The sequence below is a fragment of the Amycolatopsis samaneae genome (assembly GCF_039541975.1).
Lineage (GTDB): Bacteria > Actinomycetota > Actinomycetes > Mycobacteriales > Pseudonocardiaceae > Amycolatopsis > Amycolatopsis samaneae.
In genome coordinates this window covers 135,991-161,090 of sequence record NZ_BAABHG010000018.1, presented here as the reverse complement: position 1 = coordinate 161,090, position 25,100 = coordinate 135,991, and the positions used below count along the sequence as shown (strand labels likewise).

The 25,100-nt window shown below is 71.4% G+C and carries 18 protein-coding genes; 15 read left to right on the top strand and 3 right to left on the bottom strand.

Annotation, left to right across the window (positions count from 1 at the left end; genetic code table 11):
- The first annotated feature begins 12 nt into the window (after positions 1–12).
- The 5 genes from ABD987_RS37330 to ABD987_RS37310 are packed head-to-tail and all read left to right on the top strand — an operon-like array spanning position 13 to position 8,874.
- The gene (locus tag ABD987_RS37330; RefSeq protein WP_378214245.1) at positions 13–1,500 is read left to right on the top strand and encodes a TNT domain-containing protein; all 1,488 of its coding nucleotides are present in this window, start codon (positions 13–15) and stop codon (positions 1,498–1,500) included.
- Positions 1,501–3,744 carry an ADP-ribosylglycohydrolase family protein gene (locus tag ABD987_RS37325; protein WP_345405635.1) on the top strand — a complete coding sequence of 748 codons (2,244 nt, stop codon included), beginning with the start codon at positions 1,501–1,503 and terminating at the stop codon, positions 3,742–3,744.
- A gap of 27 nt (positions 3,745–3,771) precedes the next feature.
- Complete coding sequence (locus ABD987_RS37320; RefSeq protein WP_345405632.1) at positions 3,772–5,826, top strand: YrhB domain-containing protein; 2,055 nt, start codon at positions 3,772–3,774, stop codon at positions 5,824–5,826.
- Complete coding sequence (locus ABD987_RS37315) at positions 5,827–6,930, top strand: ADP-ribosylglycohydrolase family protein (protein ID WP_345405629.1); 1,104 nt, start codon at positions 5,827–5,829, stop codon at positions 6,928–6,930.
- Positions 6,931–6,966: 36 nt separating this feature from the next.
- A complete protein-coding gene (locus ABD987_RS37310; protein WP_345405627.1) occupies positions 6,967–8,874 on the top strand; it encodes a TNT domain-containing protein in 1,908 nt (635 codons plus the stop codon).
- Here the strand turns inward: ABD987_RS37310 and ABD987_RS37305 are convergent.
- From ABD987_RS37305 to ABD987_RS37295, 3 genes are all read right to left on the bottom strand, one after another.
- Positions 8,858–9,721 carry a class I SAM-dependent methyltransferase gene (locus ABD987_RS37305; protein WP_345405624.1) on the bottom strand — a complete coding sequence of 288 codons (864 nt, stop codon included), beginning with the start codon at positions 9,719–9,721 and terminating at the stop codon, positions 8,858–8,860. The genes ABD987_RS37310 and ABD987_RS37305 overlap by 17 nt on opposite strands.
- A 25-nt stretch (positions 9,722–9,746) precedes the next feature.
- A complete protein-coding gene (locus tag ABD987_RS37300) occupies positions 9,747–11,072 on the bottom strand; it encodes a sensor histidine kinase (protein WP_345405621.1) in 1,326 nt (441 codons plus the stop codon).
- Between the two features lie 198 nt (positions 11,073–11,270).
- Positions 11,271–12,698 carry a CCA tRNA nucleotidyltransferase gene (locus tag ABD987_RS37295; protein WP_345405757.1) on the bottom strand — a complete coding sequence of 476 codons (1,428 nt, stop codon included), beginning with the start codon at positions 12,696–12,698 and terminating at the stop codon, positions 11,271–11,273.
- 161 nt (positions 12,699–12,859) lie between these two features.
- Here ABD987_RS37295 and ABD987_RS37290 point away from each other — a divergent pair, with 161 nt between their 5' ends.
- From ABD987_RS37290 to ABD987_RS37245, 10 genes are all read left to right on the top strand, one after another.
- On the top strand, positions 12,860–13,384 hold the full coding sequence (locus ABD987_RS37290; RefSeq protein WP_345405617.1) for an NUDIX hydrolase: 525 nt from the start codon (positions 12,860–12,862) through the stop codon (positions 13,382–13,384).
- The gene (locus ABD987_RS37285; protein ID WP_345405614.1) at positions 13,381–15,579 is read left to right on the top strand and encodes a DUF6049 family protein; all 2,199 of its coding nucleotides are present in this window, start codon (positions 13,381–13,383) and stop codon (positions 15,577–15,579) included. Before ABD987_RS37290 ends, ABD987_RS37285 begins: the two co-directional genes overlap by 4 nt.
- Before the next feature lie 556 nt (positions 15,580–16,135).
- Positions 16,136–18,028, top strand: a complete 1,893-nt coding sequence (murJ, locus tag ABD987_RS37280) for a murein biosynthesis integral membrane protein MurJ (RefSeq protein WP_345405754.1) — start codon at positions 16,136–16,138, stop codon at positions 18,026–18,028.
- 121 nt (positions 18,029–18,149) lie between these two features.
- Positions 18,150–19,706: a protein kinase family protein gene (locus tag ABD987_RS37275; RefSeq protein ID WP_425551100.1), complete on the top strand. Its 1,557-nt coding sequence runs from the start codon at positions 18,150–18,152 to the stop codon at positions 19,704–19,706.
- A 31-nt stretch (positions 19,707–19,737) separates the two neighbouring features.
- Entirely contained in the window at positions 19,738–20,400 is a 663-nt protein-coding gene (gene sigM / locus ABD987_RS37270) for an RNA polymerase sigma factor SigM (protein ID WP_345405608.1), read from the top strand.
- Entirely contained in the window at positions 20,397–21,266 is an 870-nt protein-coding gene (locus ABD987_RS37265; RefSeq protein ID WP_345405605.1) for a hypothetical protein, read from the top strand. Before sigM ends, ABD987_RS37265 begins: the two co-directional genes overlap by 4 nt.
- A 79-nt stretch (positions 21,267–21,345) precedes the next feature.
- Positions 21,346–22,341: a thioredoxin-disulfide reductase gene (gene trxB, locus ABD987_RS37260; RefSeq protein WP_345405602.1), complete on the top strand. Its 996-nt coding sequence runs from the start codon at positions 21,346–21,348 to the stop codon at positions 22,339–22,341.
- Between the two features lie 40 nt (positions 22,342–22,381).
- Positions 22,382–22,720 (top strand): thioredoxin, encoded by a 339-nt coding sequence (gene trxA / locus ABD987_RS37255; RefSeq protein ID WP_345405599.1) that lies wholly within the window; start codon positions 22,382–22,384, stop codon positions 22,718–22,720.
- A gap of 267 nt (positions 22,721–22,987) precedes the next feature.
- Positions 22,988–24,136, top strand: coding sequence for an N-acetylmuramoyl-L-alanine amidase (locus tag ABD987_RS37250; protein WP_345405596.1), 1,149 nt, complete (start codon positions 22,988–22,990; stop codon positions 24,134–24,136).
- A 413-nt stretch (positions 24,137–24,549) separates the two neighbouring features.
- Positions 24,550–25,098 carry a DUF4287 domain-containing protein gene (locus ABD987_RS37245; RefSeq protein WP_345405593.1) on the top strand — a complete coding sequence of 183 codons (549 nt, stop codon included), beginning with the start codon at positions 24,550–24,552 and terminating at the stop codon, positions 25,096–25,098.
- The last annotated feature ends 2 nt before the right edge of the window (positions 25,099–25,100 follow it).

The following is a 25,100-nucleotide window of genomic DNA, read 5'->3' as shown; positions in this document are numbered from 1 at the left end:
GCAAAGGGCACGATGATTCACGTGGAACAAACCCTGTCCCCCGAAGAACAGCGCGCCCTGCTGATCGACATCGGCAAGCTCGCGCGTGCCCACCGCGTGGACGCCGCGCTGCCGGTCGAGGTCTCCTTCCGACAGGCCGGGAAACACACCGAGCTGGAGGTCCGCAACACCGCGAAGGCGCCGGAGCTGGCCGAACTGTTCACCAGGCTCCGCGCCGGGATGTACACCGCGGGCCGCGGCACCTGGCTCCAGTCGCGGTTCACCCTCGCCCCCGAGGGCACCTTCGACTTCGACTTCGCCCTCGACACCGAACCGGCGTGGACCGAGCCGCCGGGGCAGGGCTCGACCGCCTACCCGGACGAGCTCGCCGAGTTCCCGCGCGAGGAGGCGCACATCCCGGACTGGTGGCGGCTGCGCGCGCAGCTCCCGCTGGGCGTGGTGTTCCGGCACGCGCGCGTCGTCGACTCCTACACCGAGGGCGAACCGCCGAAGGTGGACCGCGAACCGCTGCCCGAGGCGGAGGTCCCGCTGGTGCTCCAGTACCTCGAACGCGAGGCCGTCGTGCTCGCCGGGGACGGGCTGGGGCCGGACATCTTCGCCGGGGACGCGCCGGACGAGGTCCCCGAGCGGTACCACACCGACGGCGTCTGGGTCTGGCACGCGTCCGTGCCGCACTACCTGCGCAAGTACGGGGTCTCACCGGAGCCCGACCTGGTCGCGCACATCCGCGCGAACACCTTCCAGCCGCCCTACGTCGAGCATCTCGTCCGCCGGACGGCGGAGGCCGATCTGCTCGGGCGCCCGAGACCGAGACCGGGGCGCGCGGACGTCAAGCGGACCGAGGGCGACGTCGCGGCCGAGCTGGAGACGACGCCGAACCCGCGGCTGGCCGACGACGAGCTGCTGATCGTGCTGGTCCGCAGGCTCGGCGAGCACGGGGTCTGGCCGGAGGCCTACCGCGTGGGCGAGCGGGCCGACGGGACGTGGTGCCTCAACTTCACCCCGGACGGCTGGGAGGTCGCCGCGTACGCCGACGGGGCCCCGGTCGCCCCGCGCTACTTCGACCGGCTGGAGGACGCGGCACAGCAGCTGCTCGGCGCGTTGCTGCTGCATCCGGCGCGGATGACCGCCGGGCACGAAACGCCGCTGGAGACCGCGAAGGAGCTGGGGGACTGGCCCGTGCAGGCGGCGGCGGGTGAGCCTCCCCTCACCCTTCTCCGGAACAAGCGCATAACGCGGCTGGTAGCGGGTACGGTCGTCCTGCGTTTCGGTGAGGAACCCGGGAACCTCGTGCACCATGACGGGGTACGGTTCGCCACGACGTCCCTGCCACTCGAGCGGGAGCGCGTCGTGCGGGCCTACCGGCTCCGCCGCCCGTTGCACGTGATCACCGGCATCACGGTCGCCTGGGCGAACCTGCCGGGTGGGGCGGTGGCCTACGTGCTGCCCAGGACGATCGCCGAGCACGAGTCCGACGGAAGCCTGGAGAGGATCGAGTAGGTGGAAGCGGCGGAAGCGATTGCCAAGGTCGACGAGTGGCTGCGCGCCGTACACGGCCCCGACGTGTCGGGTCCCGGCGGGCTGCGGATCGACCGGGAAAAGGTACGGCGCATCCCCGAAGGCTGGTCGGTGCCGTACAACACCATCGCCTTCCTCGACGAGGGGAAGGCCGAGAAGGAGATCTTCCCGCCGCCCTCGGTCGTGGTCCGCGAACCCGACGGCGAGCTGCGGCAGGCGCATCCGCATCCCGGCGGGCTGAGCGTCCCGGTCGCGTTCCCCGGTCAGGAGAACTGGCGCGAGGTCGTCGACCCGGAGTACGTCAAGTCCGGCCTCGGTGAGCTGGGCGTGCCGCTGCCCGCGGTCGCGGGCTGGGTCAAGGTCAACGGCGACGGCGTGCAGACCGGCGAGGAACGGGAGAACCCGGAGTACAAGGCCGGGCCGATCCGCCGCGGCTACCCGAAGCCGGAGAACACCCTCGAAACGCTGCTGTCCTTCGCGAGCGTCGGCTGGCTGACCCGCGAGCAGCTGCTGATCGGCCTGCTGCGCTGCGAGGTGTTCGTCCCGCTCGACCTCAAGACCGGCAAGACCGACCGGTTCTACTTCACCGAGGAACGCAACGAGCTCAAGGTCTTCAGCTCGACCCGCAACCTGCCCTCGCGCGAGCACGGCTGGTGGCAGGTCGATCTCGCCACGCTCGCGGAGTTCGAGCATCCCCCGAACCTGGTGATCAACGGCGGCCCGGCGACCTTCGAGGACGTCAGCGGCCCCGAACTGGCCGACATCGCGAGCCGCTTCCCGCGCCGCGAGCCGCGGCTCGACACCCACGGCAAGTGCCCGGAGGCCGAGGAGGACCTGGCGCGCGTGGCGCGGGAAACCGCGACGCGGATGGGTCTCTCCGAGCCGGTCGGCCTGCCGCTCTCCGCGGCCGAGAAGGCCCGCCGGCGCGGCTACGAGCTGACCGCCGAAGAGTGCCAGAAGACGGTCCTCGGCGAGTCCTGGCTGCGGCGGCTCGAACTGCCCGAACCGCCGCCGGGACGTCCCAACGACCTGCGTGCGAACGGGCTGGCCCCGGCCTACGACAACGACGGCGGCACCGTGCCCCGGTTGGACACGTTCGGCAAGTACTTCGAGCGCAACCTCGACGGTTACCGCTACGGCTGGCAGCGCGTCACCGGCGCGTACGTCGGTTTCGCGCTCGGCGAGGCACTCGGCACTGCCGTCGACCGGATGCGGCTGGACGAGATCCACGCCAAGTACGGGCCCGAGGGCGTCACCGATCTCCCGGTGGCCTTCGACCAGCCCGGCCGGATCGGCTCGCTGACCCAGCGGCTGCTGTTCTACACCGAGGCCGTCATCCGCAGCCCGCACCGCGAGCAGCCGGAGTCCCGCGAGGTCGAGCAGCGGTTCGGCGAGGTCGTGCGCGGGGCACTGCGGCGCTGGCTGCACACCCAGGGCGCGCCGCTGGAGGATCCGGACGGCTGGCTGGTCAAGGTGCCGGAGCTGCGCGTGCGCCGCACCTCGGACGACGCGCTGCTCAACGCCTATCACGGGGTGGTGAGCAACGACCCGCAGACGCCGCCGATGAGCGGGGCCGCCGCGCTGATCCCGGCGCTGCCCGCCGCGCTCACCGTCGCCGGGCCCGGCAGCGGGTTCAGCGGCGGCTCGCGGCAGGCCGTGCGCGAACTGGCCGGGCTGACGCACCCCAACGAGTCCGACCTCGCCGCCGCGACCTACCTGACCTGGCTGTTCGAACCGGCGCTGACGAAGGACGCGTTCAGCTACCCGATCTGGAACCTGTCCAGGGAGATCCTCAACCCGGACAACCAGTACCAGCAGGGCGCGGAGTGGGACGCGGTGAAGGCGATGGTGGCGGAGTCCGTCCCGTTCTTCGCCGAGCACGGCCTGCCCGATCTGCGCGCGCCCGAGCTGATCGGCGACGGGAAGAGCACGCTTTCCGTGCTGGGGCGTGCTTTCGCCGCGCTGTCCGGCTTCGAGAACTACCCCGAGCAGGCGCTGCTTCGCGCGGTCAACCACTCCGGGCACAGCGCGCTCACCGGGGCGCTCGCCGGGGCGCTGCTCGGCGCGCGCACCGGAATCCCGGGCCTGCCACAGAAGTGGGTCGATCAGCTGGACCTGCGGTACCTCGTGGAGAACGTCGCCTCGGACGGGTACTGGCACTTCGACCGGCACTCGGCGCTCGGCGCGCTCGGCGAGCAGTGGATTCAGCGGTATCCCCGGCACTGACCGGCCGGGACCGCAAGGATGGGGAACATGAACGCAGAGGAAGCCGTCGCGCGCCTCGAGGACTGGCTGCGGAACACACCGGACGGCGACCGCACCACCGGCCCGGCCGCGCTGCGCGTCCGGCCGGAGTACACCGTGCACCGCGCCGGTGGCTGGAACTTCACGCTGAACGCCGCCGCGTACCTCGACGGCACCGATCCCGGTAAGGGCCTGTTCCCCAGCCCGGTGGTGTTCGTGCCCGACGACGGCGGTGAGATCACCTACGACCTGGCGATGATGGCCCAGAGCACCGGCGACACGGCCGAAACGGGCTTCACCGAGTGGCAGGCCGACGTCGATCCCGAGTTCGACGCCGCCGCGTTCCCCGCCCTGCTGATCCCGAAGCGCGCGGTGCGCGGCTGGGCCCGGCACACCCTGTACGACCAGCCCACCGGCGAGTACCGGGCCAACGACGAGTACCGGGCCGGTCCACTGTGGACGGGCTACCCGGCGCCGGCCACCGACGTCGAAAAGCTCGTCGGGTACCTCAACGTCGACTGGCTGAGCCGCGCCGAGTTCACCGCCGCGCTGCTCGACCGCGACGTCTTCGTCCCGCTCAAGGACGGCGAACCGATCTTCCGGCCGCTGCGTGACGCGCCGTCGGGGGACACCCGTGAGCTGATCGCGTTCAGCGCCTCGGCGAAGGTGCCCGCCGCCTACCCCGAGCGGCTCGTCGGGCAGCCACGGCAGATCCTCAACCGCTGGCGCACCTACGCGATGACGCTCGACCCCGGCGGCCCGACGCCGATTTCGCTGACCTCGCGTGAGCTGTACCTGGTCCGCGACCCGGTGCCCACGGGCGTCGAGGAGCGGGAGCCGGTGACCGCGTTCGCGCCGGAAGCGAGCCCCGAGGTACTCGACGCGCTGCCCGCGATCACCGCCGAGTTCGGCCTCACGCCGTCCGACCTGCTGTCGCGCCACCTCGCGTACGTCGCGAAAAGCGCGCGGGAGAACGGCTACGAGCTGAGCGCCGCGGAGTGCCTGGAGTACCTCCGTGCCTTCGCGCTGCGCTACCGCAACGCCGCGAACCTGCGCAACGGACAGGCCCAGAACTGGCCCGACGATCTCGCCGCCGAGGGCCTGATCACGCACTTCGCCGACGACGGTTCGCCGCGTCCGGTGCCGTGGACGTTCGGGAAGTTCCTCGCCGCGGGGACGCCCAGCGACGCTTTCGCCTGGCACCGCGTCCTCGGCGCGTACGTCGGCTTCGCGATCGGAGACGCCCTCGGCTCCGGCGCCGACCCGGCCGGTCCGCTGCCGCTGGGCGGCCTGACCCGGCAGTTGCTGTGCCACACCGAGTCCGTACTCCGCGGCCTGCCGTCGATCACCGAGACCGGGGAGGTCCCGGCGACCCTCCCGGCCGGTGGCCGCCCGGACGGCTGGATCGCGCGGGCCACCGCCCACGCGGGCCCACCGCCGTCGGACTTCTCCGGTCTGTTCGCGACCGCGTTGGCGGCCACCCTCGCCGGCGGCGTCGAACTGTCCACTGTAGACGGAGAGCGCTACGCGAAGGCCGTCGCTCGCGAGCTGACCGGCACCGCGGCGGGGCCGGAGATCTCGGCGGGCGTCGACCTGCTGGTGACGGTGTTCCGCGCGCTGCTCACCAAGGACGCGTTCGCGCTGCCCGTGCACATCCTGCTGAAGCATCTGCTGAGCGGCGACGACCTCGCGAAGTCCGTACTGGCGCTGCGCGAGGACCGCGCGGCCGACGACGTCGCCCAGTTCGAGGGCATCGGCGACGGCAGGCAGCCGCAGTCCGTGCTGGGTCGCGCGCTGTTCGCCGCCGCCAAGCGCGGGCACGACCCCGCGGCCGCGCTGGAACTGGCCGCCGGGGGCGGCCCGGTGTGCGCCGCGCTCACCGGCGCGCTGGTCGGCGCCCGCGTCGGCGTCCCCGGCCTGCCGTTCGTCTCGTCGCTGACCGACCTCGGCCTGCTGGACAACGCCGCGAGCGACGTCTTCCGGCACTTCAACCGCTTCGGCGTCGCCCGCGAGCCAGCCGAACGTGAGCAGTGGCTCCTGCGCTACCCACTGGGAGAAAACTAAGTGCACGACTGGCTTCACTTCCCGGCAGTACGTTCCCGGCTGCGGGGCAGCCTGCTCGCCGGGGCGATCGGCGACGCGCTCGGCGCGAAGACCGAGTTCGACTCGATCGACCGGATCCGGGAGATCGCCGGACCGGACGGGATCACCGACTTCATCCCCGCCTACGGCGGCGTCGGCCGGATCACCGACGACACGCAGATGACGCTGTTCACCCTCGAAGCGCTGATCAGGGCACACGCGCAGCGGCGCCGCGAGGGCTCGGCGGACGTCGTGCAGTCGCTGCAGCTGGCCTACCAGCGGTGGCTGCACACGCAGGGTGTCGCCTGGGAGCGGGCGCGCGGCCCGGAGTCGGATTCCCCGGCGCCCGACGGCTGGCTGATCACACACCAGGAACTGTTCAGCCGCCGCGCGCCGGGGCTGACCTGCTTCGGCGAGCTGGAGGCGTACGGGCGCACCGGCAAACGCGGCAGCGTGGACCACCCGGTGAACAACTCGAAGGGCTGCGGCGGCGTGATGCGCGCCGCGCCGATCGCGCTGTGGTCGGAGAACCTCGCCGAGCTGTTCACCCTCGGCGCGGAGAGTGCCGCGCTGACCCACGGTCACCCGAGCGGGTACTTGTCGTCGGGCACCTTCGCGGTGCTCATGCACCTGCTGCTGCGGGGCGAGCCGTTGCCCAGTGCGGTGGCGATCGCCCGGCTCGAACTGGAACGGCACGAGCAGCACGAGGAGCAGTCCGTCGCGCTCGACCAGGCGCTGGCGCTGGCTGGGGAAGGGCCGCCGACGCCGGAGAAGCTGGAAAGCCTCGGGCAGGGCAACGTCGGCGAGACCGCGTTGTCGATGTCCGTCTACGTCGCGCTGACCACGCCGGACGCGGATTCCGCGCTGCTCGCGTCGGTCAACCACAGCGGCGACAGCGACTCGACCGGCTCGGTGTGCGGCAACCTCGTCGGCGCGATGTACGGGGAACAGGCGTTGCGCGCGAGCTGGCTCGACCGGCTCGAACTGCGCGCGGTGATCGAGCGGCTCGCCGACGACGCGCTGGCGGAGTTCGCCGACGACGCTCCCGCGGGCGACGATTGGTACCAGCGCTACCCGAACTACTAGGTTAACCTCCAGCATTGGGGATGGGGAGGAACGAACGTGCGTTACCGGGTAGAAGCGGCACATCGCCCGGATGGCCGGTACGCGTCGTGGGGTGACGGCGTGTACTCGGCGCAGCGGTCTACAACGGACGGAACGATCCTGTTGTCCGCGGCCGAAGGCGAGGAGGCACCCGCCGACTTCGACCGCGAGTACGAGGGGCGCCCGGCCCGTGTCGTGCTCGCGAGCGAGGTGCCCGCGACGTTCACCCTGCGGACCTTCTGCGAGTACGACGACGAGCTGTACGAGGTGGCCCCCGGCGACGGCAGGCTCACCCTGCGCTGGACCGGCGACGATCCGGTACGGGCGGCACAGCTGGGGCTGGTCGACTTCTCGACGAACGTCGATCCGCGCCAGGTGACCGCGCTGTGGCAGGTCCGCAACGACTTCGTCGAAAGCCTCGAGAACGCCCCGGAACCCGGCACGGGCGACCAGAACGCGCTGCTGCGCGCGATCGGCCGCACCCTGCGGAACGTGGCACCGGCGGGCTGGCAGCGCGTCGCCGCGCAGTTCCGCCAGGTCGGCGACTACGCCGAGCTCGAAATCCGGGTGGTCGGCGACGACAACGGCCCGGTGTCGGTCTCACTGCCCGCGCCTCCCCGGCTGTCGGCGTACTTCGCGCGGCTGCGCTCGGCGATGTGCAAGCCGGAGGAGGGCGCGTGGTTCCAGGGCACCTTCACCCTGGACGCCCCGGCCAAGTACGACTTCCACTTCGACGACCAGCCCGAGCCGAACTGGCGGGTTCCCCCGAACGACGGCGGCCGCCCGTCGAGCGCGCCCTACGGCGTCGAACTCGCTACGTTCCCTCGCGCGCCGAAGCACGTCCCGGGATGGCTGGCGGTGAAGGCCGGTCTCCCGCTGGACACGACGTTCCGGCGGGCCCTCGTCGTCGACGCGCACAACGAGGGCGAGCGGCCGGTGGTGAACCGGCCGCCGGTGCCGCCGGACCAGGTCCGCGGGCTCCTCGACTACCTCTTCCGCGCGCCGGTCGCGGCACACCGCCCGGCCCCGCTGCCGGACATCTTCGCGCCGCCCGGCGCACCGCCGGACGTGCCGGACGCCTTCCACACCGACGGGTTCTGGATCTGGCCCGCCGCGGTGCCGCACTACCTGCGCAAGTACGGCGTGCCGCCGGAGCCGGAGCTCGTCGACTACATCCGTACGGCGGGTTTCCGCCCGCCGTACGTCCCCGAGCTGGTGCGCGCGACGGCGGAGGCGGAGATCCTCGGCACCCCGCGCCCGGCGCGGTCCGAGGCGGATCTGCCCGACGACAGCCTGCTGACCAGGGTCGCCCGTGAGGGCGAAGTGGGGAAGCTGCGTGCCGCCGAGACGCTCGACCTGCTGCACCAGCGGCTCGTCGAACTCGGGGTCCCGTCCTCGGCGTACCGGATCGGTGCGAACGAGATGCCCGCCGAGGGCGTGTGGACGCTGCGCCGTGCCGAGAACGGCTGGGAGGTCTCGCGGCCGCCCGCCGACCCGCCGGTCGCGTTCGCGAACCTCGCCGGCGCGGCCCGCTTCCTGCTCGGCACGGTGCAGCTGTTCCCGCCGCGCACCGCGGAGGAGTCCGATCAGCCCGCCGACTGGCCGATCCTGCCGATGCGCGGCGAGCCGCCGCTGAACTTCTTCCGCGGCAAGCGGATCATCGTGCTCCCGGCGGGGACGACGGTGCTGCGGTTCGGTACCGAGACCGGCAACCTCGTGCACGCCGAGTCCACGCGGTTCGCCGAAACGTCACTGGCGTTCGACCGCGAACGCGAGCGACGGCACTACCGGGTCCAGCGGACGCTGCGGGTGCTCACCGGGGTGACCGCGCCGTGGAACGGGATGCCGGGCGGCGCGATCGCCTACGTCCTGCCGCGACCGATCGCGCAGCACCTGGAGGCGGGCGCGCTCAGCCGCGTCCAGTAGCGGTGATCAGGACGGCGGGGGACCACCAGTAGTCGGCGAACGGCTCGACGGTGACGTCGGTGTACCCCGCCTCGGTCAGCTGCGTCACCCACGTCGCCGCCGGGTGTTCCCAGTTGGTGCGTTCCTGCGCGGAGACGACGCCGAGCAGGATCGGCAGCAGGAACCCCTGCGCGACGAGCGAGGCATCCGCGTTGTACTCCGCGACCCCGCGCTCGTAGCGGGTAACCAGCGAGCGGAGGTGTTCCGGCGAGCCCTCGACGTACTCGGGGACGTCGAACTCGGCGAGCACCAGCGTGCCCGTGCGCGGCCGCAGTACCCGGAGCACCTCGGCGCGGTCGGCGGGCGGGATCGACTGGAGCGCGAACGTCGACTGGGTGAGGTCCCAGCGGCGGTCCTCGTGCTCCAGGAAACTCTGCGCGGTCGCGCCCCAGGTGTGCACCTCCCGCACCAGCCGCTTCCGCGCCGCCGCCAGCAACGCCCCGGACGGCTCCACCAGGTCGACCCGTTCCGGGGAGTGCCGCGCCCGCGCGAGCGCCGGCACCACCGCGAGCCCGTCCCCGCAGCCGAGGTCGAGCAGCGCCTTCGGGCGCAGCGCGTCGTACCGCGCGGCCAGCTCGGTGCTCAGCCGCCGGTACAGCTCGACGTTCCCGCCGCCCCGGATGAACGTGGTGAAGGCGCTCGGCCGCTCGTACACCGGGCCGCCCGTGGCCGCGGCCAGGTAGGTCCGGAGTTCGGCGGCGAGCACCGAGCCCGCCTCGGCGGCGGCTTCGGCGTGTGCGGTGGCGGCGGGCAGGTCGGCGTTCCGGTAGGCGGCCAGCGCGGCGGCGAGCGAGTCGGTGTTCCTCACCCCTCCGTGTCTAGCAGCACCGGCCTCAGCAGGGCACCCACAAAGTCACCCGCGTGCCGCTGCCCGGGCTCGACTCGACCAGTGCGGTGCCGCCGACCTCGCCGAGCCGGGCGGTGATGGACTCGCTGATCCCGAACCCGGCGGGCGCGGTGTCCGGGCTGAACCCGGTGCCGTGGTCGCGGATGATCACCGCGATGCCGCGGTCGCGTTCCTCGACGCGGACCACGACCTTGTCGGTGCCGGCGTGTTTCATGGTGTTGCGCATGGCCTCGCGTACCGCGTCGCGGATCGCGATCTGCCGGACCTCGGACAGCGTGTCCTCGTCGAGTTCGGCGACCACGAGCTGCGCGCGGAGCCCGTCGCGCGCCATCTCGGCGGCGAGCGCGGCGAGCTTCTCGCCGAGCGGCCGCGAACCGGCCTCGGCCCGGTCGGCGCTGGCGTTCTCGATCAGCTGCCGGACCTCCATCGCCTGCGCCCGCGCGAGCCGTCGCACCTCGGTCAGCCTGCGGGCGGGGTCCTCGGTGCCGCCGAGCGCGATCGCCTCCAGCGTCTGCAGCACGGTGTCGTGCAGCTGGCGGTGCTGCTGGGCGCGTTCGGCGAGCCGCCCGTTACGAATGCCGTACGCGAGCGCGAGCCGGGTGCCGAGCCCGATCATCACCAGCGCGCCGCCCGCGGTGAACATGACGCCGAGCATCGCGGGGTACGTGCCGACCGCGTCGGAGACGTCGACGTGCCCGGTGCCCAGCCAGGTCGCCAGCAGCCGGACGGGGAAGCCGGCCGCCGCGAGTGCCAGCCCGGACGGGATGCCGAGCACGAGCGTGAGCAGCGCGACCTCGCCGAAGAGCTGTTTGGCCGGTACGAGCAACGCGTCGGCGTACGCCTCGTGCGAGACGCTCAGGGCGATGATCACCGGCGAGAGCAGGGTAAACGCGACGTCGACGACGATCAGCCGCGCCGCGCCACGCGGCTTGAACGGCGCGGACCGCAGCAGCCACCACACGCCGTAGGCGCTGAACGCGACGGACAGGAGCGCGATGACGCCCACCGCGAACGCCCCGCTCCCGTGGTGCGTAGCGAGGAAGACGAAGAACGCGCCGGGCACCGCGAACAGCCGGTAGACCAGCGGCACCACGGCGACGTAGCGCGCCGCCCGCAGCAGCAGTCCGTCACGATGTGCCGAGTCCACCGGCCCGGCGATCTTCGAAATCCGGCGCAGCGCGCGCACCGGCGTCGGATCGCCGACCTCGTCGGCCAGCTCGCTCGTCGCGGTGGCCAGCGCGGGCGCGCCCCGGCGCAACAACGTCACCAGGAAACTGGCGCCACGCTCCGGTTGAGGCGCCTCGCTCGCCATCGACCCTCCCTGCCCGGCACGTGGGCCCCGTCCCCGCGCCGAGTGAGGAGTATCTCCAACCGTTGGCGAAACGGTCCAGCGTCCGAACGGACGGCAGCGAATCCGTGATGCGAAATTCGCTCAGCTTTCCCCCGTACGCCGCCGCCCGCCCGGCGAGAGCAAAGGTCCCTTGCTCTCCCCGCGCAGGTCAGCGGGGCCTCAGGAGGGTTCGCCGATGCCGTTCTCGGCCGCCCACCGCTTCAGCTCGGCGACGGCCTCGTCGTGCTCCAGCGGGCCGCGGTCCAGCCGCAGTTCCTTGAGGAACTTCCACGCCTTGCCGACCTCCGGACCCGGCTTCAGGCCCAGCAGCTCCATGATCGCGTTGCCGTCGAGGTCCGGTCGGACGCGGTCGAGGTCCTCCTGCGCCTTGATCCGCGCGATCCTGGCCTCGAGGTCGTCGTAGGTCGCCTGCAGCGCCGCCGCCTTGCGCCGGTTGCGGGTCGTGCAGTCGGCGCGGACCAGCTTGTGCAGCCGGGTCAGCAACGGTCCGGCGTCGGTCACGTACCGGCGGACCGCCGAATCCGTCCACTCGCCCTTCCCGTACCCGTGGAACCGCAGGTGGAGGAACACGAGCTGGGAGACGTCCTCGACGATCTCCTTCGAGTACTTCAGCGCCCGCAAACGTTTGCGTACCATCCGGGCACCGACCACCTCGTGGTGGTGGAAGCTCACCCCGCCGCCGGGCTGGAACTCGCGCGTGGCCGGCTTCCCGACGTCGTGCAGCAGCGCCGCGAGCCGCAGCACGAGGTCCGGTTCCGAGGTCGGCTCGTGCCGGGTCTCCAGATCGATCGCCTGGGCGAGCACGGTCAGCGAGTGCTGGTAGACGTCCTTGTGCTGGTGGTGTTCGTCGATCGCCAGCCGCATCCCCGGCACCTCGGGCAGCACCCGCTCGGCCAGCCCGGTGTCGACCAGCAGCTCCAGCCCGGGGCGTGGATCGGTCGCGAGCATCAGCTTCGAGAGCTCGGCCTGGACGCGCTCGGCGGTGATCCGGTCGATCTCCTCCGCCATCGAGGTCATCGCGTCGACGACGCGCGGGGCCGCGGTGAAGCCCAGCTGGGCGGCGAACCGCGCGGCCCGCAGCATCCGCAGCGGGTCGTCGGCGAAGGACTCCTGCGGCGTCGCCGGGGTGTCCAGCACCTGCTCGTGCAGCGCGCGCAGCCCGTCATGCGGGTCGATGAACGTCTGCGTGGTCAGGTCGATCGCCATCGCGTTGACCGTGAAGTCCCGGCGCAGCAGGTCGCCCTCGATGCTGTCGCCGAAGGTGACCTCGGGGTTGCGGCCGACGCGGTCGTAGGAGTCCGCCCGGAACGTCGTGATCTCGAGCGTCTTGCCCTGCTTCGTGACGCCGACCGTGCCGAACGCGATCCCGACGTCCCACACCGCGTCGCCCCAGGCACTGACGATCGCCAGCACCTGGTCGGGCCGCGCGTCGGTGGTGAAGTCGAGGTCGGCCGACAGCCTGCCGAGCATGGCGTCGCGCACGCTGCCCCCGACCAGGTACAGCCGGTGTCCCGCCTTGGCGAACCGTTTCGCGAGATCGTCCGCCACCGGGGAGATACGCATGAGCTCCGCCACCGTGTTCTGCATCGCTGCGGTGTGCTGGGCAGTACTGTGCTGGGCGGCCTGCTTGGCGACCACGTCGTTCACGGGAATCCCACTACTCGAGGTGTGTGCTCGCTCTGGGCACCACCGGACACGGACACGGTTGGCCAGCGTACCCGGCCACCCGTTTGCTCTAGCATCGCAGCATGTCTGGATCAGCCGGTCGCACCGGCGCCTCGAAGCCGCGAAGGCGACGCAGGCGTCAGCGCGGCAGGCGCCTGACCACGGTCGACGAGACGTCCGCCGGTGGCCTGGTCGTCGATCCGGCCCGCGAACACGCGGTGCTGATCGGCCGCCTCGACCGGCACGGCAAACTGCTCTGGTCCCTGCCGAAAGGTCACATCGAGGACGGTGAGACGGTGGAACAGACCGCGGTGCGCGAGGTGAAGGAGGAAACCGGCATCTCCGCGCGCGTCCAGCGGCCCCTGGGCACCATCGACTACTGGTTCGTGGCCGAACGACGCCGGGTCCACAAGACCGTGCACCACTTCCTGCTCGAGTCGTACGGCGGCGAACTCTCCGACGAAGACGTCGAAGTCACCGAGGTCGCCTGGGTACCACTCGCCGAGCTGGAGTCCCGACTCGCCTACGCGGACGAGCGCAAGCTCGTGCGCAAGGCCAAAGAACTCTTCGCGCACGAACATCGCGCCCCCGAGGGAGCCCCCGAGTGAAGCGGTTCGCCGCCTTCGTCCTTGTCGTCCCGCTGCTCGCGTTTTCCGCCCTTTTCGGCGGTAGCGCGCACGCACAGGTGGAGCAGGAGCCGCCCCGGCTGCGGCTGGACATCACCCAGCTGAACCCGCGGGTGATCACCACCGACTCCAGCACGCTGACCGTCGCCGGGACGATCACCAACATCGGCGACCGGCGGATCTCGACCCCGAAGGTGCGCCTGGAGGTCGGCGAACGGCTGAACAGCGCCAAGCAGCTCGCCGACCGGCTGGCCGGGGCGGGCGGCACCGACCCGTCGCTGACCGACTTCGCGGTGATCGCCCAGGAGCTCGACCCCGGGCGCACCGTCCCGCTGAACATCACCGTCAACCTCGCCGGTGGCCGCGCCGCCTACCAGCTGGGGAAGCCGGGGGTGTACCCGCTGCTGGTCAACGTCAACGGCACCCCGGAGTTCGGTGGCCAGGCCCGGCTCGCCGCGGTCAGCACCCTGGTGCCGGTCGTGAGCGCGCCGGGGAAGCCCGCGCCGGACAAGCCGGCCAAGCCGGCGAGCATGACCGTGCTCTGGCCGATCGCCGACGACGTCCCGCACGTCCAGTCGGCGCCCCTCGGCGGCCCGCTGACCCTCACCGACGACCGGCTCGCGGACGAGCTGTCCACGGGCGGACGGCTGAACGCGCTGGTCACCGCGGCACGCACGGCCGAAACGGACGATCAGCAACTCGCCAAGGCGCTGTGCTTCGCGATCGACCCCGACCTGATCGCGACCGTCGACGCGATGACACGCGGCTACCAGGTCAGGATCGGTGCCGGCACGGTCGAGGGCCGGGGTGTCCAGGCGGCCCAGGACTGGCTGGCCGGGCTGCGCGCACTCGTCTCCGGGCCGGGACGCTGCGTGGTGACGCTCCCGTTCGCCGACACCGACCTCGGCGCGCTGAACCGGATCCGGTCCGGCAGCGGCAGCGCCGATCCCGGGCTGCTGACCAAGGCGGTCACCGGCGCCGGCACGATCACCCAGCTGCTGGGCGCCCAGCCGAAGAACGGCGTGCTCTGGCCCGACGGGACACAGGACGAGCAGACGCTGGCCGCGATGGCGGGCGCCGGGGTGCGCACAGTGCTCACCAGCTCGGCGAACCTCCAGGCGGACGAGCTGGTCACCGCCGGGGTCACGCTCGGCGGCAGCGGGCTGCGGGCCCAGCCGATCGACTCCCTGATCTCCGACGCGTTGAACGGGGTCGCCAACCCCAACCCGCCGATGGCCAACACGACCATGTCCAGCGCGCTGCCCGCCATCGCGGCGCAGAACGGCCTCGCCGCGATCGCCTTCCGCGCCGGGGTCGGCCAGCCCCAGTCCCAGTCCCAGCCCGGCGCCCGGCTGCTGGTCGCGCCGCCGCGGCACTGGGCCGTGCCGCTGTCCGAGGCGTCGGGCTTCCTGCAGCGGCTCGGCGACTACGTCGGCTCGGGGCTGGTCACGACCGCCGACCTGGCGCAACTGCTGTCCTCATCGCCGAGCGGTTCGGCGTCGATGAGCGCCAAGGGCGACCTCGCGGCGAGCCCCGACGGCGACGTGACCTCGACGCTGTCCCGGATCAACGGCCAGGCCGCCGCGCTCCAGTCGGCGATGGTGGCGGACCCGACCAAGCCGAGGCCGGTGCGGCCGGAGGACGTGATCGAACCGGTGCGCGCCGCGCTCCTGCGCGGGGCGTCCACCGCATGGCGCGGCGCGGCGGCCGAGGTCGTGACCGCGAACGCGCAGGGTGACCTCGACGCGATCAGCGGCCGGATCACCGTCGAACGGCCGAAGCAGACGATCGCGCTCGCCTCGGGCGCCTCGCCGCTGCCGGTGTTCGTCAGCAACGAGCTGCCGGTCGGGATCTGGACCCGGATCGACTTCGCCAACAACTCCGGGCTTCGCCTCGAAGAAAAGCGGAACCTGTTCTACCCGGCGGGCGGCAGCAAGAACGAGTACGTTCCGGTCGAGGCGCTGCGCGCGGGAAGGCTCAGCGTCGATGTGTCGTTGAGCACCCCCGGCGGCACCCGTTTGGGTTCACCCGCCCGGTTCGAGCTGACCTCGACCGAGTACGGCGCGATCACCGTCATCGTCACCATCACCGCAGGTGGGGCGCTACTCCTGCTGGCCTCGCGGCGGATCTACCGGCGGGTCAAGGAGGCCAGGTCCGAGCGCGGCGGAACCAGCTGAGACCTTCGGTTCGTTCGTCGTTTGAGTGTTTCGGGGCGTCGCCGATTACCCTGGTTCGACCGGTGTCGCGGCGGCTGCCCCGCCCAGGCACGCCAGAACGAAAACCGAGGATTGGGCACGCGTGGACAATGAGCCGGGTACACCACCCGAGCGTGCGAGTCGTCCTCGGCGCGAAGGCCACCCGCGCGAGCGGAGTGACCGGGGAGAGCCTCCGCCTCGTCCGGTGCGCACCGAACGGCCCGCGTCGAACGAACGTCGCCAGCCCGCCCCGCAGCGCACCCCGCCCCCGGAACGCCGGGAGCGACCGCAGCCACCGGTGAACGGCCGGGGCAGGCCGGTACCACCCGCGGAGAACCGCACCCGCCGGATGGCCCCGGTCGAGCGGTCCGGCCAGACCCCGCCGCCGCCCGGCGCGGCCCCGCAGGGCCCGCCACCGGTCCGGCGCCAGCCGCCGCAGCCACCACAGGCACCACCGCCGACCAAGCAGACCCGGCTGCCCCAGCCCTCCGGCCCGCAGCGCGTCCCGCCCCCGGCGCCCCCGCCTGCCCAGCGGCCGATGTCGCAGACGCCCCCGCCGCCGTCGGCGCCGCCGAGGCAGCAGCCACCGGTGCGCGGCCGCGGCACCCGCCGCCCGGCCCCGGTCCGGCCGTGGGAGGAGGGCCCGCGCCGCGACGCGGAGGCGACCCGGTTCATCCCGCGCACCCCCGGCGTCCCGATGGGCTCACGCTGGCCGGTCGCCGATCCCGACGTCCTGCGCCCCTACGACGCGCTGGCCACGCAGGTCATGCCGCGGATCGCCGACGCGCCGCTGGTGCGTCCGAAACCGGGGTCGACCGCCGAACAGGAAGCGGTCAAGGCCGAGGACACCTCGATCGCCAAGGCGAGCGGCCGGATGGCGATCGCGACGCTGACCAGCCGGATCACCGGGTTCGCCTGGAAGATCATGCTGGCCGCGGCGGCCGGGCTCGGCGTGGTGAACGACTCGTACACCGTGGCCAACAGCCTGCCGCTGATCGTCAACGAACTGCTGCTGGGCGGCGTGCTGACCAGCATCGTGGTCCCGCTGCTGGTGCGTTCGCAGGACGATCCCGACGGCGGCGAGGCCTACACCCAGCGCCTGCTGACGATGGCGATCACGGTGCTCGGCATCGGCACCGTGCTCTCGACGATCGGGGCACCCTGGATCACCAAGGTGCTGATGGACGACAAGGGCCACGCGAACCTGGAGCTGGCCACCGCGTTCGCCTACCTGATCCTGCCCGGGCTGTTGTTCTACGGCCTGTTCGCGGTGCTCTCGGGCATCCTGAACGCGAAACAGATCTTCGGGCCGGGCCAGTGGGCACCGGTGGTCAACAACCTGGTCATCATCGTGACCATCGCGCTGTACGTGGTGGTACCCGGCGACCCGACGATCGACCCGCTCAAGATGAGCGACCCGAAGCTGCTCGTGCTCGGCGGCGGCACCCTCGTCGCGATGGTGGTCCAGGCGCTCTATCTGATCCCGGCGCTGCGCAAGTCCGGTTTCCGGTTCAAGTGGCGCTGGGGCATCGACGACCGCCTCAAGGAGTTCGGCAGCCTGGCCCTGTGGATCCTGGCCTACGTCGCGGTCAGCCAGATCGGCAACATCGTGAACACCCGGGTGCTGACCCAGGGCGCACCGGGCGGCGTGACGATCTTCTCGAACGCCTGGCTGCTGTTCCAGCTGCCCTACGGCGTGATCGGCGTGTCGCTGCTGACCGCCATCATGCCGAGGATGAGCCGGTCCGCGGCCGACGGGGACCACAAGAAGCTGGTCGCCGACCTGTCCTACGCGTCGCGCCTGTCGACACTGACCATGCTCCCGATCTCCGCGGTGATGGTGATCGCGGGCAGTTCGATCGGCGTGGCACTGTTCACCGTCGGCAAGGGCTCGCTCGACTCCGCCGAGCGGCTGGGGGAGGCGCTCGCGGTCTCCGCGTTCGGCCTGCTGCCCTACGCGCTGATGCTGCTGCAGATGCGGGTGTTCTACGCGATGAAGGACTCCCGCACCCCGACCGTGATCATGATCGTGATGACCGTGGTGCGGATCCCCCTGCTGTTCCTCGCGGGCGGCATCCTCTCGCCGGAGAACGTCGTCATCGGCGTGATGATGGTCAACTCGCTCGGCTACATGGTGGCCGCGGTGATGGGGCAGGTTTGGCTGTGGGTGCAGCTGGGCAACCTGCGCAGCAGGCGGGTGATCGGCGTGATCCTCTTCACCGTGTTCGCGAGCGCACTCGGTGTGGCCGCGGCGTGGATCGTCGGCATGCTCGTCCCGTCCGCGTTCGGCGCGACGGCGCAGGCCTGGGCGAAGTTGATCTTGCAGGGCATCGTCGGCCTCGGTGTCTCGTTCGGCGTGCTGATGGCACTCAAGATCCCGGAACTCGACCCGGTCACACGAAGAATCACCCGGCTGATCAAGCGCGGATAACGATTTATGCACGGATGGCCAGCATTCACGCGTCGTATTCTGGGTAACCTCGTATGGGGAGCTACGCGGGAGAGAGAGTGTGGACACGAGACGGAGCGAACAGGCAGGGGGTGCGAGCCAGGTGGGCACCCGGGCCCAGGGAGGGTCGCTTGCCCCCGGTCGGGTCGTCGGTGACGGCCGATATCGTCTGCTCGCCCAGTTCGGGGTGGACGAGCGAGCCGGGGCGCATCTGTGGCGGGCACGAGACGGGCAGCTCAAGCGCGATGTCGCGCTGACGCTGCTGGTCGGTGACCCCGCGGACCCCGAGTCCGCGCGACAGGCGCGGCGCACCCTGGAGCGCGCCGCCCACGCGTCGAAGTTCGGCCACGGCGGGGTCGCCCGCGTACTCGACGTGCTCAGCCTCGGCAGCGGCGTGACCTCGGGCGAAGGACTGCTCGGCGTCGTCGTCGCGGAGTGGACCAAGGGCAGTGACCTGGTCGATCTCGTCGCGCAGCGTCCGGTGGCGCCCGCCGCGGCGGCGCGGATGGTGCAGGCGCTGACCGAGGCGGTCGAGCAGGCCCACCAGAACGGCCTCGTCCTCGGCCTCGATCACCCCCAGCGGCTGCGGCTGACGCCGAACGGCGCGCTGAAGCTCGCGTTCCCCGGCCCGCTGCCGGAGGCGACGCTGCGGGACGACGTCAAGGCACTCGGCGCGGTGCTCTACCTGCTGCTCACCGGACGCTGGGCGCTACCGGGCGGCCCGCCGGCCATCCCGGCCGCCCCGCATTCGCCCGACGGCCGGATCATCCCGCCGCGGTCGCTCGTCCCCGCCGTGCCCGCGGATCTGTCCTCGCTGGCGGTCCGCACCATCGAAGACGGTGGCAACGGCGGCATCCGGACCAGCGCGGCGATCCTGCGGGTGCTGGACCAGGTCGCCGAGGAGGAGGAACGCACCCAGCTGATCAAGGCGGTCGGCACCGAGCCGGAGGCCTCGGGCGACGGCACGGTCTGGACCACCAAGAAGCCGGTCAAGGACGTGGCGCGGCGGCGCAAGCTGGCGCTCGGCGTGACCGTGCTGGTGGTGGCGACGGTGGCGATCCTGGCCTGGGTCGGTCTCATGCTGATCAACCTGTTCCAGGGTGACTCGAAGGCGAGCGGGCCGAACATCAACGTCGCCGCGCCGCCGTCGAGCAGCCAGCCCGCGCAGCCGCCGGGGCAGTCGCAGGCCCCGCCGGCCTCGCAGCCACCCGCCGCCGGGGCCCCGGTGACCCCGCAGTCGGCGACCGTCTACAACCCGCAGGGCAAGGGTGACAACCCGGGCAAGGCGAAGGCCGTGATCGACGGCGACCCGGGCACGACGTGGAAGACCGACCAGTACCAGCAGCAGCTGCCGGTGCTCAAGAAGGGCGTCGGCCTGGCGGTCTCGTTCAAGGACGCGATCAAGCTGGCCCAGGTGAAGATCACCTCGAACAGCCCCGGCACGAAGGTCGAGATCCGCTCGGCCGAGACCAAGAACCCGGCGCTGGACGACACGAAGGTGCTGGCGAGCGCGGACCTGACCGCCGGGGAGACGACGATCCCGCTGCCGCAGCCGCAGCAGGGTCAGAACTTCATCGTCTGGATCACCCACCTGGGCGACGACCACGGCGACGGCTTCCTGACCGAGATCGGCGAGCTGACCTTCCTGCCTGCGGGGTGAGCATCCCGGGGAGGTCAGTAGGCTTCCTCGGGTGACTGCTGCAGCTCCTACGGACGCGGACCTCATAGCGGCGCACGCCGCGGGGGATCCACGCGCGTTCAGCGAACTGGTCGGCCGGCATCGGGACCGCATGTGGGCGGTCGCCCTACGCACCGTGCGGGATCCGGAGGAAGCCGCCGACGCACTGCAGGACGCGTTCATCTCCGCCTTCCGCGCCGCCGGGAACTTCCGGGCGGAGTCCCAGGTCACGACCTGGCTGCACCGGATCGTGGTGAACGCGTGCCTCGACCGGATCCGCCGTCGCCAGGCGCGTCCCACCGTCCCGCTGCCCGAAACCGGGTTCAACGAGCCGGCGTCACCTCGCGACTCGATGGCCGAGCGCGAGACGAGCCTGCTGGTCAGGGCGGCGCTGGAGCAGCTGCCCGAGGAACAGCGTGGCCCGATCGTGTTGGTCGACGTGGAGGGATACTCCGTCGCGGAGACGGCGAAGATGCTCGGGATCGCCGAGGGCACGGTCAAGAGCAGGTGTGCCCGAGGCCGCGCGAAACTCGCGAAGGTTCTCGGACATCTGCGGAACCCCGATGCGATTGCGAACGTCCCTACTAACGAAAGCAAACGAGATCGCGCTACCCCGGGCGAGCGACGGGGTGCCAGGCGGGTTCAGGGCACGCCGGGTGAGGTGGAGGGACGATGACGGACGAAACTCGGGGGATCGGCGAGGCCGTCGGTCCGCCCTGGTCTGTCGATGTACTCGCCGACCTCCACGCCGGGGTGCTGGACGAACGGACCTCGGCCGAGCTGTGGCCCATGGTGCGCGCCGACCCGGAGGCCGTCGCGATCCTCGAAGCGCTCGACTCGACCCTGTCCGACCTCGCGGCGCTCGCCACCGCACCGGTCGAGCCGATGCCCGCGGAGTACGCGGCGAGGCTCGACGCGGCTCTGGCCGCGGAGGCCTCGGCCAGGCAGTCCACGCAGGGGCCGCCCCAGTTTCGTGAACAGCCATGGTCCGGAGTGGCCGCACCTCCCGCGCAGGCACCGGGAGCACCGGCGGAACCCGCCCTCGCCCCGGTGGTCGACCTGGCATCGGCGCGGAGACGCCGGAACAAGCGGATCGGGTGGGGCGCCGGAATCGTGACCGTCGCCGCCGCGGCCATCGCGGCGGTCGCCATCATCGTGCCCGCCACGCAGCAGAGCAGCGGCCCGGCGGGCGGCATCGCCCAGCCCGCGCCATCCGGTCCCACAAGCCCCGGAGGCCCCGTCGGGCCGACCGTGGGCGGGGACGGCAGCGGCTCGCAGGCACTGCTCGGCAAGGCGCTGGGTGTCCGGGACTTCGGCCCGCTGCAGACCGAAGAACGGCTCGACGCGTGTGTGGCCGCCAACGGGCTCGACCCGGCCGTGCGGCCGGTGGGCGTGCAGCCGGTGACGGTCGAGGGCAAGGCCGGGGTGCTGGTCGTCTACACCACCGGCAAGCTCGCGCAGTACCGCATGGTGGCCTTCGGCGCGGACTGCGGCCCCGGCAATCCGGCCAAGCTGTTCGACAAGGTCGTCGGGGAGAAGTAGCGGCTGTCACGGGCGGGAACACCGCCACCTACGATCGTGTTGAGCCTGGTACACGGGTCACTACGAGCGGAGGTCACGGGTGGCTGCCGAGGACATCAGGAACCTGATCATCGTCGGATCGGGTCCTGCCGGATACACCGCCGCCGTCTACGCGGCGCGGGCACAGCTGGAACCGCTGGTGTTCGAAGGAACCCAGTTCGGCGGTGCGCTGATGACGACGACCGAGGTCGAGAACTTCCCCGGTTTCCGCGACGGCATCCAGGGTCCTGACCTCATGGAGGAGATGCGCAAGCAGGCCGAGCGGTTCGGCGCCGAGCTGCGCGCGGAGGACGTCGAGTCGCTGGAGCTGACCGGGGACGTCAAGTACGTCGTCGCGAACGGCGTGCGGTACGCGGCGCGTGCGGTGGTCCTGTCGATGGGTGCCGCGGCGCGGTACCTGCACGTGCCCGGTGAGCAGGAGCTGCTCGGCCGCGGCGTGTCCGCCTGCGCGACCTGCGACGGCTTCTTCTTCCGCGATCACGACATCGTGGTCGCGGGTGGCGGCGACTCCGCGATGGAGGAGGCCACCTTCCTCACCAAGTTCGCCAAGTCCGTGACCATCGTGCACCGCCGCGACGAGTTCCGCGCCTCGAAGATCATGCTGGAGCGCGCCCGTGCGAACGAGAAGATCAAGTGGCAGCTGAACTCCCAGATCACCGGGGTGCTCGGCGACGGCAAGGTGGAAGGCCTTCAGCTGCGCGACACGAAGACGGGTGAGGAGTCCACGCTGGACGTCACCGGGTTCTTCGTCGCGATCGGTCACGACCCGCGCAGCCAGCTGGTGCGCGGCCAGGTCGACCTCGACGAGAACGGCTACGTGCTCACCAAGGGCCGCACTTCCTACACGAATCTCGACGGTGTGTTCGCCGCCGGCGACCTGGTGGACCACACCTACCGTCAGGCGATCACCGCGGCCGGTTCGGGCTGCGCGGCGGCGATCGACGCGGAACGCTGGCTGGCGGAGCACGGCGAGGCCGAGACCGCGCACGAGGCCCCCGAGCTGGTCGGCGGCGGCTACGGCGCGCCCGCGAACTGACTCACCCTTCCCCAGCCGCTCACCCCGATAAGGAGAACCCATGTCCGAAAACACCGTGAAGGTGACCGACAAGACCTTCGTCGACGACGTCCTGACCAGCGAGAAGCCGGTTCTCGTCGACTTCTGGGCCACCTGGTGCGGCCCGTGCAAGATGGTCGCCCCGGTGCTCGAAGAGATCGCGGCCGAGCACGGCGAGAAACTGACCATCGCCAAGCTCGACATCGACGCGAACCCGAACACGGCGCGTGACTACCAGGTGATGTCCATCCCGACGCTGATCCTCTTCCAGGGCGGCAAGCCGGTGAAGCAGATCGTCGGCGCGAAGCCGAAGGCCGCGCTGCTCTCGGACCTGGCCGACGTCATCTCCGCCGACGCCTGATCTCGGCAGCGAAGAACCCGGGCCAGCGGGAATTCCCCCGCCGGTTCGGGTTCTTCACCGTTTCGGGCCTGCGCATCGTGGGTAGCTGATCACTGCGTGAAGATGTGGTGTCGGACACACCCTGTCTCCGGCGCCTTGACGCACCACCCGGGCCTGCGCGCTCACCGAGAGTCCACAGGGCACAATAGAGTCCCTGGGTACCGCCCAGCAGATGATTTCTGTCCCGCATCGAGTTCTTTTCGGTGCCCGAGGAAGAGCGAGGAGTGCATGCGGGTACTCCGCCGCGGCGACGCCGGACCGGATGTCGCCGAGATCAGGTCGATCCTTGCCGCGATGGACCTGCTCCCGCCGGTGACCGATTCCGGGGAGTACGGCGTGTTCGACACGTCCGTGGAGCACGCCGTGCGGGCCTTCCAGCAGCGTCGTGGGCTCATCATCGACGGGCTGGTCGGCCCGGCGACGTACCAGGCGCTCAAGGGAGCCAGCTTCCACCTGGGCAGCAGGCCGCTGCAGTACATGCTCTCCTCGCCGGTGCACGGCGACGACGTGTTCACCCTGCAGGAACGGCTCACCGAACTCGGTTTCGACTCGGGGCGCCCGGACGGGTACTTCGGCCCGCAGACCGAGCGCGCGCTCAAGACGTTCCAGCGCGACATGCGGCTGGCCTCGGACGGGATCTGTGGCCCGGCCACGATCCGCGAGCTGCACCGCCTCTCCTCGCCGCGGGCCCGCGGCGGCCGCCCGGTGTTCCTGCGCGAGCAGGAGCAGGTGCGCCAGGCCGGGCCGCGGCTGCGTGGCAAGCGCATCGTCATCGACCCCGGCCACGGCGGGGACGACCTCGGCGTGATCGCGGGCGGCCTGCGCGAGGCCGACATCGCGTGGGATCTGGCGCGCCGCCTGGAGGGCCGGATGAAGGCCACCGGCATGGAGGCGCTGATCTCCCGCGGCCCGAACCAGAGCCCGACCGAGCTGGAGCGGGCGAGGTTCGCCAACGAGGCCGGCGCGGACCTGTTCCTGTCGCTGCACAACGACGGCAACCCCTCGCCGAAGGCGCAGGGTGTCGCGAGCTTCCACTTCGGCACCGGCAACGGCACCACCTCCACGGTGGGTGAGCTGCTGGCCGGGTTCATCCAGCGCGAGCTGGCCGCCAGGACAGGGCTGCTGGACTGCCGCACGCACTACAAGACCTGGGAGATCTTCACCCGCACCCGCTGCCCGGCGGTCCGGGTCGAGATCGGCTACCTGACCAACCCGGACGACTCGGGCAAGCTGGCCGACCCCGCGTTCCGCGATGTCGTGGCCGAAGGCATCCTGGTCGCCGTCAAGCGGCTGTACCTGCTCGGCGAGGGCGACCAGCCGACCGGCACGTTCACCTTCGCCGACGTCCTGGCCCACGAACTCGCGAAGGCCGAATAGCCCCCACCCGCTTTCGGAGAACACCGCTCCGGCACCACCGTGCCCTCGGTAACCCACAACCGGGCCGAACGTGGCTGAAATTTCATCCACCAGCCGCCGCCACAACACCTAGCGCCCCACCCCGGCCCGGCACACCACACCTAGGGACAGCCCCCGCCCTTCCCGGGGGGCGTCCCCAACAACAGTCTACCCATCCACAGGTTTTCCACGGCCCTCATCAGCAATCTGTGGATAACTCGGCCCTTCTTCCACAGTTGTGCACACATGCCAGAACGAGGGTTTCGCGCCCTCGTGACCTGCTACCGAAGCCGTGCGGAGCGGAAATTCCGGCAGATTCCGCGTGGCATGTCGAGAAGCGCGAAGCAGCTTCTACGTCCCCGGTGAGAGACACTCGAATCCGGAGGACAGCCACCATGAGCAAGACCCTCACCACCACCGAAGCCGTCCAGCAGGCGACCGGCCGCGACTGGGCCGGATGGAACGGCCTGCTCGACGCCTGGGGCGCCACCGAACACCCGCACAAGGACATCGTGGCCTGGCTCGTCGGCGAGCACGGCCTTGGCAACTGGTGGGCACAGACCATCACCGTCGAGTACGAGCGGGCCCGTGGACTCCGCGCACCCGGAGGCGGGCGCGACGGCCGCTACACCGTCAGCGCGAGCAAGACCGTCAACGTCTCCGTCCAGCAGCTCTACGCCGCGTTCACCGACGGCGAGCTCCGCGCGAAGTGGCTGCCGGACGGTGAACTGCGGGAGCGCACCGCCCAGCCGCTCCGGTCCGCGCGGTTCGACTGGGCCGGCGGATCGACGCGGGTCAACGTCGGATTCGTCGACAAGGGTGACCGCGCGCAGGTCGGGCTGGTGCACGAGCGGCTGACGGACACCGACGAGGCCGAACACTTCAAGCAGTACTGGCGAACGCGGCTGGCCACGCTCAAGGAGTTGCTCGAAAACCAGGGCTGAGC

Bases quoted from the DNA above. Each gene is read 5' to 3' on its own strand.
- ABD987_RS37300 (WP_345405621.1), bottom strand. From the start codon at position 11,072: ATGGCGAGCGAGGCGCCTCAACCGGAGCGTGGCGCCAGTTTCCTGGTG.
- ABD987_RS37265 (WP_345405605.1), top strand. From the start codon at position 20,397: ATGACGGACGAAACTCGGGGGATCGGCGAGGCCGTCGGTCCGCCCTGG.
- ABD987_RS37250 (WP_345405596.1), top strand. From the start codon at position 22,988: ATGCGGGTACTCCGCCGCGGCGACGCCGGACCGGATGTCGCCGAGATC.
- ABD987_RS37290 (WP_345405617.1), top strand. From the start codon at position 12,860: ATGTCTGGATCAGCCGGTCGCACCGGCGCCTCGAAGCCGCGAAGGCGA.
- ABD987_RS37320 (WP_345405632.1), top strand. From the start codon at position 3,772: ATGAACGCAGAGGAAGCCGTCGCGCGCCTCGAGGACTGGCTGCGGAAC.
- ABD987_RS37330 (WP_378214245.1), top strand. From the start codon at position 13: ATGATTCACGTGGAACAAACCCTGTCCCCCGAAGAACAGCGCGCCCTG.
- trxA (WP_345405599.1), top strand. From the start codon at position 22,382: ATGTCCGAAAACACCGTGAAGGTGACCGACAAGACCTTCGTCGACGAC.
- murJ (WP_345405754.1), top strand. From the start codon at position 16,136: ATGTCGCAGACGCCCCCGCCGCCGTCGGCGCCGCCGAGGCAGCAGCCA.
- ABD987_RS37245 (WP_345405593.1), top strand. From the start codon at position 24,550: ATGAGCAAGACCCTCACCACCACCGAAGCCGTCCAGCAGGCGACCGGC.
- ABD987_RS37295 (WP_345405757.1), bottom strand. From the start codon at position 12,698: ATGCAGAACACGGTGGCGGAGCTCATGCGTATCTCCCCGGTGGCGGAC.